The sequence below is a fragment of the Hamadaea sp. NPDC051192 genome, from assembly GCF_040682475.1.
Lineage (GTDB): Bacteria > Actinomycetota > Actinomycetes > Mycobacteriales > Micromonosporaceae > Hamadaea > Hamadaea flava.
In genome coordinates this window covers 71589-88597 of sequence record NZ_JBFBAZ010000008.1, presented here as the reverse complement: position 1 = coordinate 88597, position 17009 = coordinate 71589, and the positions used below count along the sequence as shown (strand labels likewise).

The following is a 17009-nucleotide window of genomic DNA, read 5'->3' as shown; positions in this document are numbered from 1 at the left end:
TAGAAGGGATCACGCATGAGTCTCAGCGGACGGACCGCGATCGTCACGGGGGCATCCCGGGGCATCGGCCGGGCCATCGCCGAACGCCTCGGCCAGGACGGCGCGAACGTCGTCGTGCACTACCACGTCAACAAGGAGCTGGCCGCCGAGGTCGCCCAGTCGATCGGCACCGCGATCACCGTCGGCGGCGACGTCAGCGACGCCGCCGACGTCCGGCTGCTCTACGAGGCGGCCAGGGCCGAGTTCGGCGGGGTCGACATCGTCGTGAACAACGCCGGCATCGGCATCGGCGGGCCGATCCCGGCGATCCCCGAGGAGGCCTTCGACCGCGTGATCGCGGTCAACCTGCGCGGCGTCTTCCTGTCCTCGCAGGAAGCGGCCAAGCACATCACCGACAACGGCCGGGTGATCAACGTCGCCGCCGGGCTGCCGCGCGACGCCATCGAATTCCTCGGTGCGTACGGGGCGGCGAAGGCGGGCGTGCAGGTGCTGACCCGGTCGCTGGCGCATCACCTCGGCCCGCGCGGCATCACCGTCAACGCCGTCGCGCCCGGCCCGACCGACACCGACATGCTCCCGCCGGACGCCCGGGAGAACCGGGACGCCATCGCAGCGGGCGCTCCGTTGCGCCGGATCGGCGAACCGGCCGACGTCGCCGCGGTGGTGGCGTTCCTCGCCGGCGACGACGGCCGGTTCGTCACCGGGCAGACCATCGCCGTGGACGGGGGCCTCGTCTGACCCTGCCCGGATAACTCCATATCTCGTGCGTTCTGTGGGCGTACTCGCGCCCAAGGGGAGGAACAGCGCATGTCCATGTCACGTCGCGGCGTCCTCGGGGCGGCGGCTCTCACTGCCGCCGCCCCGTTCACTGCCGGCACCGCCGCTCACGCAGCATCCACTACCGCCGCCGTTGATCCTGGAGCGGCCGATTCGGGCCTGGTCACGCGGCCGCCCATCACGGTAGGCCCCGGCGACGTCCAGTACGGCGACCTCGTCCGCGGGGTCAACCTCCGGTTCACCGGAACCCCATCCCAGGTACGCCTGGTGACCAGCCCGGACCAGGTGATCGCCGCCGTCCGGGAAGCCGTCGCGCAGAACAAGCGGATCGCCGTACGTAGCGGCGGCCACTGCTACGAGGACTTCGTGGCCAACCCGGCGATCCAGGTCGTGCTCGACCTCAGCGAGCTGTCCGCCGTCACCTACGACCCGGTACGCCGCGCGTACGTGGTCGAGCCGGGGGCCACGTTGGAGAAGGTCTACAAGACCCTCTACAAAGGATGGGGAGTGACCGTGCCGGGCGGCTCGTGCCCGTCAGTCGGCGCGGGCGGGCATTTCGCCGGCGGCGGCTACGGCCCGCTCTCTCGGTCGCTCGGCCTGACCGTGGATCACCTCTACGGCGTCGAAGTCGTGGTGGTCGGCGCGGACCGGTCCGTCCGTGCGGTCGTGGCGACCCGGGACGACACCGGTCCACTGCGGGACCTGTGGTGGGCGCATACCGGCGGTGGGGGAGGGAACTTCGGGATCGTCACGAAGTACTTCTTCCGTACGCCCGGCGTCACGAGCGCGGACCCGCGGCAGGTGCTGCCGACCGCACCTCGCGAGGTGATCGTCTCCGATCTGGCGATCCCGTGGGACGGACTCACCGAGACCGGCTTCGCGGCGCTGCTGCGCAACTTCGGGGCGTACTTCGCCGCCGGCGGCGAGCGCAGACTGTTCAGCCAGCTCAAGCCGCAGCACCGGATCGCGGGCACCTTCGGCCTGACGACCCAGATCGACGCCGCCGTGCCCGATGCCGACCGAGTGCTCGACGAGTTCCAGGCGTACGTCGCCGCCGGGTCGGGGGTGACGCCGATTCCGCTGGACCGCCGGCGGCTGCCGTGGCTGCGCGCGGTCGAGTGGCCCGGGTTCACCGGCGGCCGCAACCCCACCTACCGCTTCAAAATCAAGTCGGCGTACCTGCGGCAGGGCTTCACCGACGCGCAGATCCAGGCGATCCACCATCACCTGACCCGCACGGACTACCAGCACTACGGAGCGCTGCTGCTGATCACCTCGTACGGCGGGAAGATCAACGAAGTGGCGCCGGACGCCACCGTCGTGCCGCAACGCGACTCGATCCTCAAGCCGCAGTTCCTGGCGTTCTGGACCGATCCCGCCGACGACGCCAAACATCTGAGCTGGGTACGCGAGCTGTACCGGGACGTCTTCGCGGCGACCGGCGGAGTGCCCGTGACCGGTGGCCAGACCGACGGCTGTTACGTGAACTACGCCGACGCCGACCTCGGCGACCCGGCCTGGAACACGTCCGGCTTGACCTGGTCCGACCTGTACTACAAGCAGAACTATCCGCGACTGCGGCAGGTCAAGGCGCGGTGGGATCCGCTGGACACCTTCCGCCACGCCCAGTCCGTCCGGCTCCCCTGAACCGGAGTCGATCAGTCCGGCCGGGGAACGATCAGGGTCCCCGGTACGCGACATGCCGGTAGATCACGACCACGAGTTCATGATCGCGCGGAAAGGTCGGGTGCGAGCCCAGCCGCCGTCACCAGGACGAGACGGTCGACGGCGGCGCGGCTGGGCAGGGCGACGGCGGCGTTGAGCGCCGCGAGGCAGTACGCGGAGAGTTCGGCCGCGCTGACGTCCGTCCGCAGTACGCCCTCGCGTGCACCTTCGGCGATCAGGTCGCGGACGAACCCGCGCAGAGTCTGGTGTGCCTCGTCCACGTGTCGTCCCTCGTGCAGGAACAACGCCGCGTCGCTGTCGTGATGCGCCTGAGCCGAGTGCCGGAGCAGGGCGTACGCCCGAAGCACGGAGTGCAGGCGTGCCGAGATCGGCACGGCTGGGTCGGCTGCGGCCCGCACCTGCTCCAGGTGGCGAGTCACCTGCCGCTCGTGCCAGGCGGTGACGACTGCTTGAGCGTCCGGGAAGTACTTGTACAGCGTCGCCCGGCCGATCCCGGCGCGGTCGGCGATCTGCGACATGGTCAGCCCGACCAGCCCTTGTTCCGCGACCAGCGTCGCGGTGGCGTCGAGGACGGCGTCGCGCAACGCCGTCCGGTGAGCGTCGATCGTCTCCGTCCACAGCTTGGGCACCGGCCAAGAGTACAGCATGGCTACGAGTGAGACAGATCGCACTTGCCGTAGACATATTGTCTCGATAAAACTAGACCCATGCCGACCGACATCGCGCGAATCGAGACCGATCGCGCCGAACGTTTCCTCAAGCAGTTCTGCGACCACGCCCGTGCGATGGGAGTCACCGCCGAACGGGCGGAGTCCCGCGGCGTGGTCACCTTCCCTGACGGCCGCTGCACGCTGACCGCCGAGGCCACGGCGCTCGTCGTCGAGACCGAGGCCGCCGACGATCAGGCCCTGCGCCGCATCCGCGACATCGTCACGCGCGACTTCGAACGCTTCGGTGGGCGTACTCCGCTCGCGGTCGCGTGGTCCCACCGGCCGCGCTCCCGCTGGCTCGTCCCGGCGATGGCGGTCGCGGTCCTGCTCGCGCTCGCCGTCCACGCCGGCCTGATCGCCGCGGCGCTGCGTCGTGGGTGGACGGTGCCGGTGCTCGTCGTGTTCGCCGCCGTGGCGGTCAAGGTGGCCGCGATTCTGGTGGTACGCCGAAAGACCGGACGGTTCGGTCATCACCGTCCCACCGCGCACGGCTGACTCAGCGCAACGCGGTCGCTGCGGCGTCGCGTACGGCCGTCGTCAGGGTGGTCAGCGCCGCCGACTCCAGCTTCCAGTGCTGCCAGTACAACGGAACGTTCACCGGCCGGCCGGGCAACCGCAGCACCCGGCCGACCGCGATCTCGGCCGTCGCCAAGGGCTCCGGCATCAGCGCCCAGCCGAGCCCGAGCCCGATCGCGCGGTTGAACGCGTCCGCCGACGGGATGTAGTGGATCGGCGGATCCAGCGACCGCCGCGTCAGCGTACGCAGAAACCGGTGTTGCAGCTGATCCTTGCGATTCAGCAACAGCATCGGGGCGTACGCGAACTCCTCCGCGCTGCCGCCGCCGGGAAACCACCGCTCCCGTACGCCCGGCGCGACCACCGGCAGGTACCGCATCGTGCCCAGCCGCTGCACCCGGCAGCCCTGCACGGGCACGTTCTGCGTCGTCACCGCGGCCATCACGGTGCCGCTGCGCAGCAGCTCGGCGGTGTAGTCCTCGTCGTCCTGGTGCACGTCGAACAGCAACCGCGCGGACTCCGGAACCGCCGCCAGCGCGGGCAGGAACCAGGTGGCCAGCGAGTCGGCGTTGACCACGATCGGCAGCCGCGTCCACGTCTCGCCGGCCGGCTCCGGCACGCCGCCCCGGGCCGCGTCGAGCGCCTCCCGCTCCAGCAGCGCCACTTGCCCGGCCAGGCGCAGCAACGGCTCGCCTGCTGCCGTGGCCACACAGGGCTTGGCCCGCCGGACCAGCACCTGCCCGGCCGTCTGCTCCAACGCCTTGATCCGCTGGCTCACCGCCGACGCGGTGACGTTCAGCGCCCGCGCCGCCGCGTCGAAGCTGCCCTCACGGATCACCGCCGCGAAGGTCTGCAACTGGGCCGAGTCCAAGGTCACCTAAGCAATACTAATCAAGCCTAAGAAACATTAGTTGGACTGCACACAGCAGCGTTCCTACGGTTGCCGGGTGCTCACCTCACTGCTCGCCGGATTCGGCGCCTCGCTCGGCCTGATCGTCGCCATCGGCAGCCAGAACGCATTCGTCCTGCGGCAAGGGCTGCGCCGTGAGCACGTCCTGCCGGTGGTCCTGGTCTGCGCCGCGTCCGACGCGCTGCTCATCGCGGCCGGGGTGGCGGGTCTGGGCTCCGTGGTCGCCGACCGGCCCGTCGTGCTCGACGCCATCCGGTGGTCCGGCGCCGCGTTCCTGCTCGCCTATGCCGCCTTGGCGGTACGCCGAATGCTGCGACCCGGGCTCCTCGAAGCGGCGGCGGGCAGTGGCGCGGGACTGCGCGCCACCCTGCTGACGTGCCTGGCCTTCACCTATCTCAATCCGCACGTCTACCTGGACACCGTGCTCCTGCTCGGCGGGCTGGCCAGCCAGGAGAACCACCGGTGGTGGTTCGCCGCCGGGGCCGCGCTCGCCAGCGCGGTCTGGTTCGCCGGACTAGGCGGCGCCGCCCGGCGGCTCGCCCCGAAACTGGCTCGCCCGGCGACCTGGCGCGTACTGGACGGCCTGGTCGCCGGGACGATGACCATCGTCGGACTGCGGCTGATCCTCGGGTGAGCCTCAGCCGCAGCCCCGCCGGTTACCTCCGGCGGTCACGCTCGGAGCGGTCGTCCTCCACGTCGATCTGCTCCTTGCGTACGGTGTCCTTCACGTGCCGCTGCTCGGTGTGGGTCTCCGCCACGAGGCCGACCTGCTCCACCGGCACGGTCTCCTTGCTGACGGTCGGCCGCTCCTCGTGCAGGATCACCTCGGCGGTCTCCTCCGCGAACGGCTGCGCGCCCGGACGCTGCGACCCCGGCTGGTCGATCGGGTGCCGTTCGACCCGGACCTCCTCGTGGCTGACCGGGACCGTGATGTCCACGTTCTCGGTCACCACGTGCTTGCGCAGGCGCACCTTGCCGGTCTCGACGTCCTGCTTGCCGGTCCGCAGCTGCTCCTCGTAGCGGGTGATGTTGAGGTTCCTGGACCTCTCGCCCATCCCGGCGCGATCGTCGATTCCGGCACGGTTGTCCATCCCGGCCCGGTTGTCCATCTCGGCGCGATCGTCGATTCCGGCACGGTTGTCCATCCCGGCTCGGTTGTCCATCCCGGCCCGGTCCATCCCGGTGCGGTTGTCCATCGCGGTGCTGCCTGCCATGCCGGTCCGGTCGTCCATGCCGGTCTTGTCGGCCGTCCGGGTCTGGTCGCCCGTCCGCATGTCGCTGCCCAGCCGGGCCTGATCATCGGTCCGCGGCTGGTCCGGCGCCCGATGCTGGCCAGCCGCTCTGGCGTGGTCGGCCGCGCCGGACGCGTCGGCGCGCTCGGTCGTCGCGGCCCCGCCGCGATCGGCGAACTTGCCGGCCGGCAGGTTGTAGTAGTACCGGTCCAACTCGGCCGCCGAGCGTTCGCTCAGGTTCCCGGAGTCGCGCTCCACCTGTGGCGCGTGCTTCACCTCGTCCTTCATCGCCGACACATGGAGCTTGTGACCCTCGATGTGACTCCGGTCGTCCAGCGGCACGAAGTTCTCGTTCGTGCCGAACCATCCGGTACGCACGGCGACCCAAGCCGGGTGCCCGTCGTCACCGTCGAGAAAGACCTGGCCGACCGACCCGATCTTCTCGCCGGCTCCGTCATACACCTTGGCCCCGGCCAAAAGGTTCAGCTCTTGTGTGCTGATCATCAGAAGACCCCCCGTCTTCTGGCCTTGCCATATGGCCTTGCGAAGATCGCGTACCCAGCGGATCAAGGTGGAAACACGAAGATCCGGTTGCTCCCGTTCCAGGAGCAACCGGATCGGGTCGCTCAGGAGGCGTACACCTCGAATTCATCGACCCGCACGTAGCCCTGCTGATGTGTGGGGCCCGAGTAGCCGAGGACCCGGATCAGCCGGGTCGAGCGCTGTTCGCCACCTTCTTCTGGGTCTACAACGCCAGCCTAGCCGTGACGATCGCGACCATGGTGGTCCACGGGACCCTCACGGTCTACGGCAAGGAGAGCAACGAGGCCATCGCGGGCATCGCCGGGCTCGGCCACATCGGGCTGACCGTCGGCCTGGTCCTGCTGTTCATCAACCTCGGCAAGCGCGTGCCGAAGAACCGCGCCGCCGACACCGAATAGCACCCCTCGCCCGTACGCACAGCGCCCGCCCCAGCTCGGGGACGGGCGCTGCGCCGCTTCCACTCAGAAGACCGGCATCGGCTTCTCCCACGGCTTGTCCATCGCCTCCAGTCGCTTGACGCTGTCGCGATGGAACTTCGCCCGCCAGGTCGCGCCCTGCGCCTCGGCCCTCTCGGCCAACCGCGTGGCTTCGGCCACGTCGTCCTCCCAGCTGATCCGCATGAGGTCGCGCAGAGCCTGGATGTGTTCCTCGGCGGTCATCGTGCGCCCTCCAGTCGTTCGTCCAGCATGCCGAGATTAGTCGGGTCGACTACCCCACAATCAAATGCGGTAATGATGCGAGCAAATAGCCGGGGAGCTTGCTACATAACGTATTCGGGCCCCCAAAGAATAGTCACTCGTTCGGCATTAGGTGGACAGCGGACAGCCCCGGCCGGGGGGTGGGCCGGGGCTGTCGTTCGACCGGTCGGGTCAGGCGGCGGACGGCTGCGGCCGGCCGAAGATGAACCGGGTCAGCAGCGCGGCCGCCAGGGCCAGGCCGACGGCCGACCAGATGGCGGCGGCGTACCCGTCGACCAGCGCCTGCATGTCGTCCACTCCAGACGCCAGCTGACGATGGGTGAGCGCGTCGGCCACCACCGCGAGCACCGCGACGCCGATCGCGCCGCCCGCCTGGTAGGTCGTGGTGGCCAGGCCCGCCGCGGCCCCGGCGATCTGCCCGGTCAGACCCATCGTGCAGACGACGAAGGACGAGACGATGCACATCCCCAGCCCGAACGACCAGACCGCAGCCGGGATGTCGAACGCGAGGACGACCGGGCCGTCGACGCTGATCCCCAGCGCCCAGCCGATCAGCGCCACCGCCTGCACGAGCAACCCGATGAGGAGCACGTTCGGCGGGCCGAACCGCATCAGGCGCGGGGCGACCTGCGTACCGGCGAGCATGGCCAGCGGCACCGGCAGGTAGATCAGCGCCGCCTCCAGCGACGACAATCCCCGGACCTGCTGCAGGTAGAGCGTGATGATGAAGAACATCGCGATCAGGATCGCCCCGACGAGGGCGAACGCCACGTTGCCGACCGCCACGTTGCGGATCTTCAGCAAAGCGGTCGGGATCAGGGGATTGGCCGCGGTCAGCTGGCGGAGGACGAAGATGCCGAGCAGGACCGCTGCGGCGGCGTACTCGCTGATCGTGAGGGCGGAGGTCCAGCCTTGATCATGCCCGCGGACCGTGGCCGCGATGAGCAGGATCAGACCCCCGGTGGCCGTGACCGAGCCGATCAGATCGAGCCCGCCGGCGGCCGTGGGGCTGGTGCGGGGCAGCAGGCGCAGGCTGAACGCGAGCACCAACAGCCCGATCGGCAGGTTGATGAGGAAGATCCACTGCCAGGACGCGGTGGTCAGCAGACCGCCGAGGACGAGGCCGACCGGCGCGGCGACGCCCGCCATGCCGGTGAAGATCCCCAGCGCCTTGTTTCGGTCGGGTCCCTCGGGGAAGATGTCGGTGATCAGCGCGAGCGCGGCCGGGGTGACCAGCGCTGCGCCGATGCCCTGGAAGAACCGGCTGCCGCCGAGCTGCCACGGTTCCTGCGACAGCGCGCAGGCCAGCGAGAAGATCGTGAAGACCGCCACGCCCGCGACGTAGAGACGGCGTCGCCCGACGACGTCCGCCGCCCGCCCGGCGAGCAGCATGAAACCCACGAAACCGATGAGGTACGCGTCGACGACCCACGCCAGCGACGTCGGCGTGAATCCCAGCCCTTCCCGAATCGACGGCAGCGCGATGTTGACCGCCGACGCGTCCATCACCGCCATGAACTCGATCAGGGCGAGCAACCAGAACACCCGCCAGGGCGCACCGCTCCCGGGGCCGGGCCCGGCGCTTGCAGCCGGCGCCGTGACTTCGTCGATGTGACTGTCCATGCCGCCATTGTCGGCAGCACCCGGGGCCGCCCGGATCACGTGAACACGTGATCCAGCCGGGGTGACCTCGGCATCGTCGCCGGAGATCACGTGAACACGGGATGTGACCGCTGCGGCCCGGGCGGCAGGGTGAGCGGCATGGTGCTGTTCACGTACACGTTTCAGGTCAACGAAGACGGCTCCGAACGTCCCCCGGTCGACGAGGCCCGGTTGTGGGACCTGCTGACCCACAAGGCCGCGCACCCGGTCGCGTTCGTCCCGTCCATCACCGGGGCCGAGGTCGTGGAGAAGTTCGACGACGGCTTCGTCCGCGAGATCGTCCTGCGGGACGAGGTGACCGTCCGGGAACGGGTCCGGCTCGAGCCACACCGGCGCATCGTGTTCGAGCAGCTCGACAACCCCGATCTCGTCGCCATCACCAACGAGATCGGCCGGGACGAGTCCGACCGGCTGACGTTCACGTTCACCGCCACCCTGTCGGCTCACGGCCTGGCGCGCAGCCGGGTCGAAGCCGGCTTCGTGGCGGAGAACGACCTGCTCTTCTACGACACGGCACGGGCCACGATCAACACCATCCGTCTGCTGACCCGCTGACCCGCTGACCCGCTGACCCGCTAACCCGCTTGCCGCGGACTCTGGAGGTTTCATGTCTGCCCAGGTCTCCCACTTCGAGCTGCCGGTCGACGACCTGGCCCGTGCCTCGGAGTTCTACTCGAAGGTGTTCGGCTGGAACGTCTTCACCATCCCGACCGGCTCGACGCTGGTCGGCACCACACCGTCCGACGCCGACGGCCGGCCCACCGTCCCCGGCGGCATCAACGGCGGCCTCGCCGTTCGCGGCGGCGCGATCACGACCCCGGTCGTCACCGTCACGGTCGAGGACATCGACGCGTCGCTCCAGGCGGTCGAGGAGCACGGCGGCAAGCGCGTACAGGAGAAGGTCTCGGTCGGCGACTTCGGCTTCGTGGCGTACGTGACCGACAGCGAGGGCAGCGTCCTCGGGCTGTGGCAGAACGCGGGCTGACCCTCTTTTATCTGCTCTTTGTTCATGGGTGATGGGGAAAAGGGGCGGGCGGTCGCCGGGGCCGCCCGCCCTCCTTGGTCAGGGTTTCGAAGGTCACGGCTCGACGGTCACGGCTCGACGGTCACGGCTCGACGGACTGGCGATGCCGGAAGACGTTCAACGGGTCGTACGCCGCTTTGACCTGCCGCAGCCGCGCGTAGTTGTCCTTGTAGTACAGCGTCGACCAGGGCACGCCCGAGCGGTTCCACCGCGGGTCGGACAGATCCGTGTCCGGATAGTTCACGTACGCCCCGTCGGCCTGCTGGTTCGGCACCGGCACCCCGCCCGTCGCGGCGAAGACCTCGCCGTAGACGTCGCGTACCCAGCCGACGTGGGTGTCGTCCTCCGCCGGATCCAGCCAGAACGCCTGGAACAGCAGCTTCAGTACGCTGTCGCGCTGCGCCACGGCGGTGGCGGCCGGGTCGACGGCGTTGATCTGCCCGCCGAAGCCGAAGATCACCACCATCGCGTCCCGGTTGGCGTACGCATCTGACGACAGGTGAGCGAACATCGCGTCGACCTGCTCGGCGCGCAACCGCCGCCGCAGGTACGCCGACTTGTGCTCGGCCCGCTGCACCGGGCTGGTCAGCACCGGAGTGTTCGTCGCCAGCAGCTGCGCGGCCGACAGCCACGGCAGGCGCGCCGGCGGCGGGGGAGCGGTGGTGGTGACGCCGTCGAGCACCTCCCGCCAGAACGATCGCAGCACCGGTTCGGCGGCCAGATCCGCTTGGGCCAGCACGAACACCGCGCCCGAACTGCGGTGCCCAAGCGACAGCAGGGCCGACAGCCGGCTCGCCGGTGCGCCTGGCGTGCTGTTGTTCTCGTGCCACCGGCCGAAGTTGTCGACCAGCCGCCGGAAACGGTCGGCGTCCAGAGCGGACCAGTCGATCCCGAGCCCGCCGACGAGCACCTCCCGGGGCGGCCGGGGGAGCACGTCCGCGCCGCTCGGACTGCGCAGCCAGTACTTCGTGATGATGCCGAAATTGCCGCCACCGCCGCCGGTGTGCGCCCACCACAGGTCGCGACGTGGGTCGCCCGGCTCGCGGGTCGCGACCACGCGTCGCGTCCGCCCCTCGCCGTCGACGGTCACCACTTCGACGGCGTACAAATGGTCGACGGTCAGACCGTGCTGCCGCGACAGGAACCCGTACCCACCGCCCACGATGTGCCCGCCCGCGCCCACCGAATAACACGAGCCGCCGGGCAGCGTCACGCCCCAGGTCCGGAAAATCGACTCGTACGCGTGCAGCAGCGTCGCGCCCGGTTGCACGGTGATCGCCCGCATCGCCGGGTCATAGCCGACCCGGTCGAGCACTGAGAGGTCCACGATGGTCTGCGCTTCGGCGTGGAACACGAAGTCCTCGTAGCAGTGCCCGCCACTGCGGACGGACAACCGCCGGCCGCGATCGACCGACTGCTGGACGGCGGTCACCACCTGCTCGGCATCGGTGACGAGAACGACCTGCTCCGGCTGCGCCCGCCAGCGGGCGTTGTTTCCGACTGTCAGTGCGGCGTACCGGGGATCGGCGGGACGGATGCTCTGCGCTGCGGGCGTCCCGGCGGCCTGCGCGGCAGTCGGCAGCAGTACGCCGGCAGCCGCCAACGAGCTGCCGGTGAGAACGGTGCGACGGCGAATCATGAGCTGAAACTAGGGTCGCCGAGTACGCCGCCGCACTACTTGATCAGGTAGTGCGGACTGCTCGGTCAAGCGGTTCTATGATCCGTTGGACGGGTCGGGCGACGCTGGACGGGGTACGGATGATCAAGGCGGTTTTCTTCGACGTCGGCGGCACGATCCTCGACGAATCCCGGGAGTTCGCGACCTGGGCGGACTGGCTCGGCGTACCCCGGCACACGCTGTCGGCGGTCCTCGGCGCGGTGATCGCCCGGGGCCAGGACTTCCAGCAGACGTTCGAGATCATCCGGCCCGGATTCGACCTCGAAGCCGAGCGCGAACGCCGGGCCGCCGCCGGAGACACCGAGACGTTCGGTGAAGAGGATCTCTACCCGGACGCCCGAGCCTGCCTGAGCGCGCTGAAGGACCAAGGCCTGCTCGTAGGCCTGGCCGGCAACCAGCCCACGTTCGCCGAGACGATCCTGCGCTCGCTCGACCTCGCGGTGGACGTGATCGGCACCTCCGAAGGCTGGGGCGCGACGAAACCGTCACCGGCCTTCTTCGACCACGTCATCCGCGAAGGCGGCGGCGACCCGTCCGCGATCCTCTACGTCGGCGACCGCCCCGACAACGACGTACGCCCAGCGCACGCCCTCGGTCTGAAGACCTGCCTGATCCGGCGCGGACCCTGGGGCCACATCCTCGACCTGCCCGATGTGGCCGAGCAGGCGCTGTTCCGCATCGACTCCCTCGACGAACTCCCCGTCCTGGTCGCGCAGCACAACGCAGCGTCCTGACACGTCCATATAGGACAAGCTGCGATCGCGATCCCGAAATGTGTCGCGTACGGGCCGGATCCGGATACAAGACGGGATGTAGATCATCAACGGAACTCGCCGCTACCCGAGCGCTCCCCGCTCTTCGGGCATCCGCGTTTGAGCTGTGCGGACGAAGGGGACGAACAGGGCGGACGAAGGGAGGGCGTCATGCCCGCTGGATCGAGTCCGAAGCGCGAGCGTCAGTACGAGCACATCAAGTCCAGCGCGAAGAAGCGCGGCGTGTCCACCGACCGGGCGGAGGAGATCGCCGCGCGGACGGTCAACAAGGAACGCGCCCGCCACGGTGAGTCGAAGACGGCCAGCAGACTTTCGCTGACCGACATGTCGTCAGGGGAGCGCGGCGGCAAACGGTCGCACAGTGGGCCGAAGGGGCGGACGAAGGCCCAGCTGTACAACGAGGCCAAGGACCGTGACATCGAGGGCCGATCCTCGATGACGAAAACGCAGCTGGAACGCGCGTTGTCGCGGTAGCGAAGACGAACCCCCGGCGGCTGGACCGGACTGGCTCAACCGGATGCGCCGGCGGTGGCCACGACGTCGCCGAGTCGGCCGCCTTCGGCGCTTCGCCAGCCCAGCGTCTCGGCGAGCACGTCCAGCCGGTCGGCGACCTCGGCCAGGCTCGACTGCCCGAGCTGCCACCGCTTCGCCCGCCAGACGGTCGAGGCGACCGCGCGGACGAGCATCAGGTCAGGCAAGGCGGCCAGCTCGGCGGACGTCAGCCGCGTACCCCATGCTCCGCCCCTGGCCAGTGCGGCTGCCCGGCGCTGCCAGCCGGGTCCGTCCGCGGCTCCGGACAGCGCCAGGGCCACCGTCAGCTCGATCGCCCGGATCCAGTAGCCCGTCAGCTCGAAGTCCAGTATGCCGGTCACCGCCCCGGTGTCCGGATCGACCAGCACGTTGGAGCGCGCCAGGTCGGCATGCACCACCTGGTTCGGCAGCCGCCCGGCGATCTCCGACCACGCGCCCAGGGCGCGGTCGGCGCCGTTGCGCAGGACCCCGACCTGGTCGATGTCCAGCCCGGCCGTGACCAGCTCCCGCGCCAAGATCGACAGGTCGGGGAGCGCCTCCAGCGGCCCGCCCTGCCAGTCGTGCGGAGTGTCCTGGGGAGCGACTCCGGCCAGCGCTTCGCTCAGGTCCGCCGCAGCGCGGCCGAACCGCTCCAGGGCAGGTTCCTGGCCGAGGTCCGGCGGCACACCCGGGATCGATTCACACAGAACAGCTGGGCCGAGGTCAGTCTCGACGACCGTGCCGCCGTCCGGCAGCGCAACCGGCGTGGGAACGGCGAACGGCAGCCCTGCCTTCGCGAGCCTGGCCAGCAGGCGATGTTCGGCCCGCACCTGGTCCGCGCTGCGATGCGGGCTGACGCGTAGATACCAGCGCCGGCTCCCGCTGACGATCCGGCGCGTGTGATTGTTCGTGCCGTGCTCGGTGCGGGTCACGGCGGCGTCCGCCGGGACGCCCCATCGGGCCAGCAGCTCACGTACCAGGTCCGGGTCGGCCATACCGGTGATCATGACTGCGGCAGTCGCCGCTGTACATCGGATTACCCGGGCGGGCTAGGCCGGGGCGGGAGCTGCCCCGAGCGCCGTGCGGAGCCGGTCGTGCTCGGCCTGCGTACCGATGGCCGGGCGGTCCTCAGGGTGGTCGGCGTACCAGTGGATCGCGTCGGCCAGGAACGCCGGCTGGACCTCCATCGTGAGCGAGAGGAACGGCCGCTCAGCCGTTCCGCTGCCCAGCCGAGGCCCGCGCTGGGTGACCAGCTCCGGCCGGGTCACGATCAACGGCAGCCTGGAGTCGGACGGACGCGGCCGGCCCGGGCCGCCCGGAGCCAGGGCCTCCCACGGGATGTGCCGACGGAAGATGCGCGCGTTCCAGTAGACGCCGGTCGGGCGCAGTTCGAGGACGGGGCCCGGTCCGACGGCAAGGATCAGCGCGATCAGGATCGCCATGCAGGTCACGAAGGCGATCGCGATGCCCCGTGAGTCGGGCGAGCGCCACATCATCCCGCCCAGCGGTCCGGTGATCAGGATGCCGAGGACGACGTTGAGCCGCAGGTCGGTCCGTGGCGGGATGCGGAACGCTCGGCCCGTCACGATGAAGCCCGCCCTGCGCCGGGACCCGCTCAGCCCGAGCATGATCGCTTCCGCGATCGTGGCGGTCAGACCAGCCAGCACGGCGACCGAGTTGACGGTGATGAGGACAGCGACGAACGTGGTGCGCTCCGGGGCGGCGCCGCTCAGGCGGGCGAGGACCACCCCGCTAACGACCGAGAGCACCATCGCGCCGACGAGCGTCCAGGTGACTGCGCGCGTACGCGAATTCATGTGCATGGTGTATCAGGTCGATGCCAGACTGGGCGGGATGGGCATCGACAGCAGCGAAGACGCGTACGACCCGAACTCCGTCGTCGACAAGTGGACGGCGATCTGGGACGAGCTCGGCGTCTATCAGGCGAGCGACGGCGACGCCGCCCGGTCTTACGTCGTCAGCATGTTCCCGTACCCGTCGGGCGACCTGCACATGGGGCATGCCGAGGTCTACTCGATCAGCGACGCGATCGCCCGCTATCTGCGTATGCGCGGCCAGAACGTGCTCAACGGCATCGGCTGGGACTCGTTCGGGCTGCCGGCCGAGAACGCGGCCCGCAAACGCGGCCTCGATCCCCGCGAGTGGACGTACGCCAACATCGAGACGCAGGCGCGCTCGTTCCGGCGCCTCGGCGTTTCCTTCGACTGGCGTACGCGGCTGCACACCTCGGATCCCGAGTACTACCGGTGGAACCAGTGGCTGTTCCTGCGGCTGTTCGCGGCCGGGTTGGCGTACCGGAAAGAGGCGGCGGTCAACTGGTGCCCGAACGACCAGACCGTGCTGGCCAACGAGCAGGTCATCGGCGGTCGATGCGAGCGATGCGGCGCGGTGGTCGTCCAGCGTCCGTTGACGCAGTGGTTCTTCCACACCACCGGGTACGCCCAGCGGATGCTCGACGACATGGCGCAGTTGGCCGGGCACTGGCCGAACGAGATCCTGGCGATGCAACGCAACTGGATCGGCCGCTCCGTTGGTGCGTACATCTCCTTCGACCTGGACGGCGGTGACGCGGTCCGGGTGTTCACGACGCGACCGGACACCCTGTTCGGCGCGACCTTTCTGGTCGTGGCGGTGGACGCGGCGCCGGCGGCGGAGCTGGTGAGCGACGGGCAGCGCGCGGCGTTCGAGGCCTACCGGGAGCAGGCCGCGACCGCGACGGAGCTGGAGCGGCTGGCGGCGGACCGGCCCAAGACCGGCGTGTTCCTGGGGCGGTACGCGATCCACCCGGCGACCGGCGAGCGCGTGCCGGTGTACGCGGCCGACTACGTCCTGGCGCACTACGGCACGGGCGCGATCATGGCGGTGCCCGCCCACGATCAGCGGGACCTGGACTTCGCGCTGGTCCATGCGTTGCCGGTACGCCCGGTCATCGACACTGGTGATCCTGATCCACGGGAGACCGACGTCGCGACCGAGGGGGAGGGGCGGCTGATCGACTCGGGCGAGTTCACCGGCATGCCGTCCACCGAAGCCGGACGGGCGATCGTCGAGCGGATCGGCGCGGAGCAGGCGGTCACGTACCGCTGGCGGGACTGGCTGATCTCTCGGCAACGGTACTGGGGCACGCCGATCCCGATCATCCACTGTGACCGGTGCGGCCTCGTCCCGGTGCCCGACGACGAGCTGCCGGTCCGGCTGCCGGACAGCGGCTACGAACTGCGGCCCACCGACGGCAAGTCCCCTTTGGCCAGCGCGACCGACTGGGTGAACGTGGACTGTCCTCAGTGCGGCGGCCCAGCGCAGCGCGACACGGACACGATGGACACCTTCGTGGATTCCTCGTGGTACTTCCTGCGCTACCCGAATCCATCCTACGAGGAGGGGCCGTTCGATCCGGCCGGGCTGGCCCGCTGGCTGCCGGTCGACGAATACATCGGCGGGCGTGAGCACGCGACCGGCCACCTCATGTACGCCCGCTGGCTCACCAAGGCCCTGCACGACCTCGGTCTGCTGCCGTTCACCGAGCCGTTCACCCGGCTGACCAACCAGGGCCAGGTCATCATGAACGGCAAGGCGATGAGCAAGACGCTGGGCAACCTCGTCAATCTCCAGGAGCAGATCGCGAGCTACGGCCCGGACGCCGTCCGCGTGACCATGGTGTTCGCCGGGCCGCCCGAGGACGACATCGACTGGGCGGACGTCTCGCCCGCCGGCGCCGTCAAGTGGCTCTCGCGCGTCTGGCGGCTCTCCGGATCGCTCCTGCCGTCCACAGGGGAGTCCGATGGCGACCTTCGGCGTGCGGCGCACCGCCTGATCGCGGAGACGACGTCCGCTATGGACGGCCGCCGGTTCAATGTGGCCGTCGCCCGGCTCATGGAGCTGACGACGGTGCTGCGCAAGGCTTCACCGAGCGATCCGGCCACTCGCGAGGGCGTCGAGGCGCTCGCTGCGATGCTGTCCTGCTTCGCGCCGTTCACCGCGGAGGAGATGTGGGAACGGCTCGGCCACCAGCCGTCCGTCTGCCGGCGACCTTGGCCGGTCGCCGACCCCGCGCTCCTGGTCACCGACTCCGCCACCTGCGTGATCCAGATCAACGGCAAGGTCCGCGACAAGCTCACGGTGCCGGCCGACGTCAGCGAGTCGCGCCTGCGCGAACTCGCTCTCTCCTCCGAGCGGGTACGCACAACGCTCGGCTCGTCCGAGGTGACCCGGGTGGTCGTGCGCCCACCGTCGTTGGTGAACATCGTGGCAGCTTGACGCTTAGTACAC

General features: G+C 69.8%; 18 protein-coding genes. 10 read left to right on the top strand and 8 right to left on the bottom strand.

Translation table 11 applies throughout. The features are described from left to right. The first annotated feature begins 15 nt into the window (after positions 1 to 15). Entirely contained in the window at positions 16 to 738 is a 723-nt protein-coding gene (locus AB0M47_RS05710; protein WP_363408944.1) for a 3-oxoacyl-ACP reductase family protein, read from the top strand. 69 nt (positions 739 to 807) lie between these two features. Then, entirely contained in the window at positions 808 to 2424 is a 1617-nt protein-coding gene (locus tag AB0M47_RS05705) for an FAD-binding protein (RefSeq protein ID WP_363408941.1), read from the top strand. A 77-nt stretch (positions 2425 to 2501) separates the two neighbouring features. Here AB0M47_RS05705 and AB0M47_RS05700 read toward each other — a convergent pair whose 3' ends face one another. After that, entirely contained in the window at positions 2502 to 3092 is a 591-nt protein-coding gene (locus AB0M47_RS05700; protein WP_363408938.1) for a TetR family transcriptional regulator, read from the bottom strand. A 78-nt stretch (positions 3093 to 3170) separates the two neighbouring features. Between AB0M47_RS05700 and AB0M47_RS05695 the strand changes: the two genes are divergently transcribed. Then, positions 3171 to 3668 (top strand): DUF2218 domain-containing protein, encoded by a 498-nt coding sequence (locus AB0M47_RS05695; protein ID WP_363408935.1) that lies wholly within the window; start codon positions 3171 to 3173, stop codon positions 3666 to 3668. Position 3669: 1 nt separating this feature from the next. On the opposite strand, the gene AB0M47_RS05690 is transcribed toward AB0M47_RS05695, so the two are convergent. Then, positions 3670 to 4560: a LysR family transcriptional regulator ArgP gene (locus AB0M47_RS05690; RefSeq protein WP_363409034.1), complete on the bottom strand. Its 891-nt coding sequence runs from the start codon at positions 4558 to 4560 to the stop codon at positions 3670 to 3672. A gap of 76 nt (positions 4561 to 4636) precedes the next feature. Between AB0M47_RS05690 and AB0M47_RS05685 the strand changes: the two genes are divergently transcribed. Next, on the top strand, positions 4637 to 5233 hold the full coding sequence (locus AB0M47_RS05685) for a LysE/ArgO family amino acid transporter (RefSeq protein ID WP_253751300.1): 597 nt from the start codon (positions 4637 to 4639) through the stop codon (positions 5231 to 5233). 22 nt (positions 5234 to 5255) lie between these two features. Here the strand turns inward: AB0M47_RS05685 and AB0M47_RS05680 are convergent, their stop codons facing one another. Further along, on the bottom strand, positions 5256 to 6335 hold the full coding sequence (locus AB0M47_RS05680) for a DUF2382 domain-containing protein (RefSeq protein ID WP_363408932.1): 1080 nt from the start codon (positions 6333 to 6335) through the stop codon (positions 5256 to 5258). A 170-nt stretch (positions 6336 to 6505) separates the two neighbouring features. On the opposite strand from AB0M47_RS05680, the gene AB0M47_RS05675 reads away from it, so the two are divergent. Further along, positions 6506 to 6772 carry a DUF2871 family protein gene (locus AB0M47_RS05675; RefSeq protein WP_363408929.1) on the top strand — a complete coding sequence of 89 codons (267 nt, stop codon included), beginning with the start codon at positions 6506 to 6508 and terminating at the stop codon, positions 6770 to 6772. Between the two features lie 63 nt (positions 6773 to 6835). Here AB0M47_RS05675 and AB0M47_RS05670 read toward each other — a convergent pair whose 3' ends face one another. Continuing rightward, positions 6836 to 7033: a hypothetical protein gene (locus tag AB0M47_RS05670; RefSeq protein ID WP_363408926.1), complete on the bottom strand. Its 198-nt coding sequence runs from the start codon at positions 7031 to 7033 to the stop codon at positions 6836 to 6838. A 210-nt stretch (positions 7034 to 7243) separates the two neighbouring features. Further along, the gene (locus tag AB0M47_RS05665; protein ID WP_363408923.1) at positions 7244 to 8695 is read right to left on the bottom strand and encodes an MFS transporter; all 1452 of its coding nucleotides are present in this window, start codon (positions 8693 to 8695) and stop codon (positions 7244 to 7246) included. 138 nt (positions 8696 to 8833) lie between these two features. On the opposite strand from AB0M47_RS05665, the gene AB0M47_RS05660 reads away from it, so the two are divergent. Then, positions 8834 to 9289, top strand: coding sequence for an AtaL-like protein (locus AB0M47_RS05660; protein ID WP_363408920.1), 456 nt, complete (start codon positions 8834 to 8836; stop codon positions 9287 to 9289). A gap of 52 nt (positions 9290 to 9341) precedes the next feature. After that, positions 9342 to 9719 carry a VOC family protein gene (locus AB0M47_RS05655; protein WP_363408918.1) on the top strand — a complete coding sequence of 126 codons (378 nt, stop codon included), beginning with the start codon at positions 9342 to 9344 and terminating at the stop codon, positions 9717 to 9719. 121 nt (positions 9720 to 9840) lie between these two features. On the opposite strand, the gene AB0M47_RS05650 is transcribed toward AB0M47_RS05655, so the two are convergent. Next, complete coding sequence (locus AB0M47_RS05650) at positions 9841 to 11397, bottom strand: FAD-binding oxidoreductase (RefSeq protein ID WP_363408915.1); 1557 nt, start codon at positions 11395 to 11397, stop codon at positions 9841 to 9843. Between the two features lie 119 nt (positions 11398 to 11516). Here AB0M47_RS05650 and AB0M47_RS05645 point away from each other — a divergent pair, with 119 nt between their 5' ends. Together AB0M47_RS05645 and AB0M47_RS05640 are read left to right on the top strand one after the other, a co-directional pair. After that, the gene (locus tag AB0M47_RS05645; protein WP_363408912.1) at positions 11517 to 12170 is read left to right on the top strand and encodes an HAD family hydrolase; all 654 of its coding nucleotides are present in this window, start codon (positions 11517 to 11519) and stop codon (positions 12168 to 12170) included. Positions 12171 to 12359: 189 nt separating this feature from the next. Further along, positions 12360 to 12683, top strand: coding sequence for a plasmid stabilization protein (locus AB0M47_RS05640; protein WP_363408909.1), 324 nt, complete (start codon positions 12360 to 12362; stop codon positions 12681 to 12683). A 35-nt stretch (positions 12684 to 12718) separates the two neighbouring features. Here AB0M47_RS05640 and AB0M47_RS05635 read toward each other — a convergent pair whose 3' ends face one another. Together AB0M47_RS05635 and AB0M47_RS05630 are read right to left on the bottom strand one after the other, a co-directional pair. Next, on the bottom strand, positions 12719 to 13714 hold the full coding sequence (locus AB0M47_RS05635; RefSeq protein WP_363408906.1) for a phosphotransferase: 996 nt from the start codon (positions 13712 to 13714) through the stop codon (positions 12719 to 12721). A 54-nt stretch (positions 13715 to 13768) separates the two neighbouring features. Further along, positions 13769 to 14536 carry a hypothetical protein gene (locus AB0M47_RS05630; RefSeq protein WP_363408903.1) on the bottom strand — a complete coding sequence of 256 codons (768 nt, stop codon included), beginning with the start codon at positions 14534 to 14536 and terminating at the stop codon, positions 13769 to 13771. 37 nt (positions 14537 to 14573) lie between these two features. Here AB0M47_RS05630 and leuS point away from each other — a divergent pair, with 37 nt between their 5' ends. Continuing rightward, the gene (gene leuS, locus AB0M47_RS05625; RefSeq protein ID WP_363408900.1) at positions 14574 to 16997 is read left to right on the top strand and encodes a leucine--tRNA ligase; all 2424 of its coding nucleotides are present in this window, start codon (positions 14574 to 14576) and stop codon (positions 16995 to 16997) included. The last annotated feature ends 12 nt before the right edge of the window (positions 16998 to 17009 follow it).

What these genes read in the sequence shown, in the direction of transcription:
- AB0M47_RS05710 (WP_363408944.1), top strand. Translation starts at nt 16, where the DNA reads ATGAGTCTCAGCGGACGGACCGCGATCGTCACGGGGGCATCCCGGGGC.
- AB0M47_RS05705 (WP_363408941.1), top strand. Translation starts at nt 808, where the DNA reads ATGTCCATGTCACGTCGCGGCGTCCTCGGGGCGGCGGCTCTCACTGCC.
- AB0M47_RS05695 (WP_363408935.1), top strand. Translation starts at nt 3,171, where the DNA reads ATGCCGACCGACATCGCGCGAATCGAGACCGATCGCGCCGAACGTTTC.
- AB0M47_RS05680 (WP_363408932.1), bottom strand. Translation starts at nt 6,335, where the DNA reads ATGATCAGCACACAAGAGCTGAACCTTTTGGCCGGGGCCAAGGTGTAT.
- AB0M47_RS05675 (WP_363408929.1), top strand. Translation starts at nt 6,506, where the DNA reads ATGTGTGGGGCCCGAGTAGCCGAGGACCCGGATCAGCCGGGTCGAGCG.
- AB0M47_RS05670 (WP_363408926.1), bottom strand. Translation starts at nt 7,033, where the DNA reads ATGACCGCCGAGGAACACATCCAGGCTCTGCGCGACCTCATGCGGATC.
- AB0M47_RS05665 (WP_363408923.1), bottom strand. Translation starts at nt 8,695, where the DNA reads ATGGACAGTCACATCGACGAAGTCACGGCGCCGGCTGCAAGCGCCGGG.
- AB0M47_RS05660 (WP_363408920.1), top strand. Translation starts at nt 8,834, where the DNA reads ATGGTGCTGTTCACGTACACGTTTCAGGTCAACGAAGACGGCTCCGAA.
- AB0M47_RS05655 (WP_363408918.1), top strand. Translation starts at nt 9,342, where the DNA reads ATGTCTGCCCAGGTCTCCCACTTCGAGCTGCCGGTCGACGACCTGGCC.
- AB0M47_RS05650 (WP_363408915.1), bottom strand. Translation starts at nt 11,397, where the DNA reads ATGATTCGCCGTCGCACCGTTCTCACCGGCAGCTCGTTGGCGGCTGCC.
- AB0M47_RS05645 (WP_363408912.1), top strand. Translation starts at nt 11,517, where the DNA reads ATGATCAAGGCGGTTTTCTTCGACGTCGGCGGCACGATCCTCGACGAA.
- AB0M47_RS05640 (WP_363408909.1), top strand. Translation starts at nt 12,360, where the DNA reads ATGCCCGCTGGATCGAGTCCGAAGCGCGAGCGTCAGTACGAGCACATC.
- AB0M47_RS05635 (WP_363408906.1), bottom strand. Translation starts at nt 13,714, where the DNA reads ATGGCCGACCCGGACCTGGTACGTGAGCTGCTGGCCCGATGGGGCGTC.
- AB0M47_RS05630 (WP_363408903.1), bottom strand. Translation starts at nt 14,536, where the DNA reads ATGAATTCGCGTACGCGCGCAGTCACCTGGACGCTCGTCGGCGCGATG.
- leuS (WP_363408900.1), top strand. Translation starts at nt 14,574, where the DNA reads ATGGGCATCGACAGCAGCGAAGACGCGTACGACCCGAACTCCGTCGTC.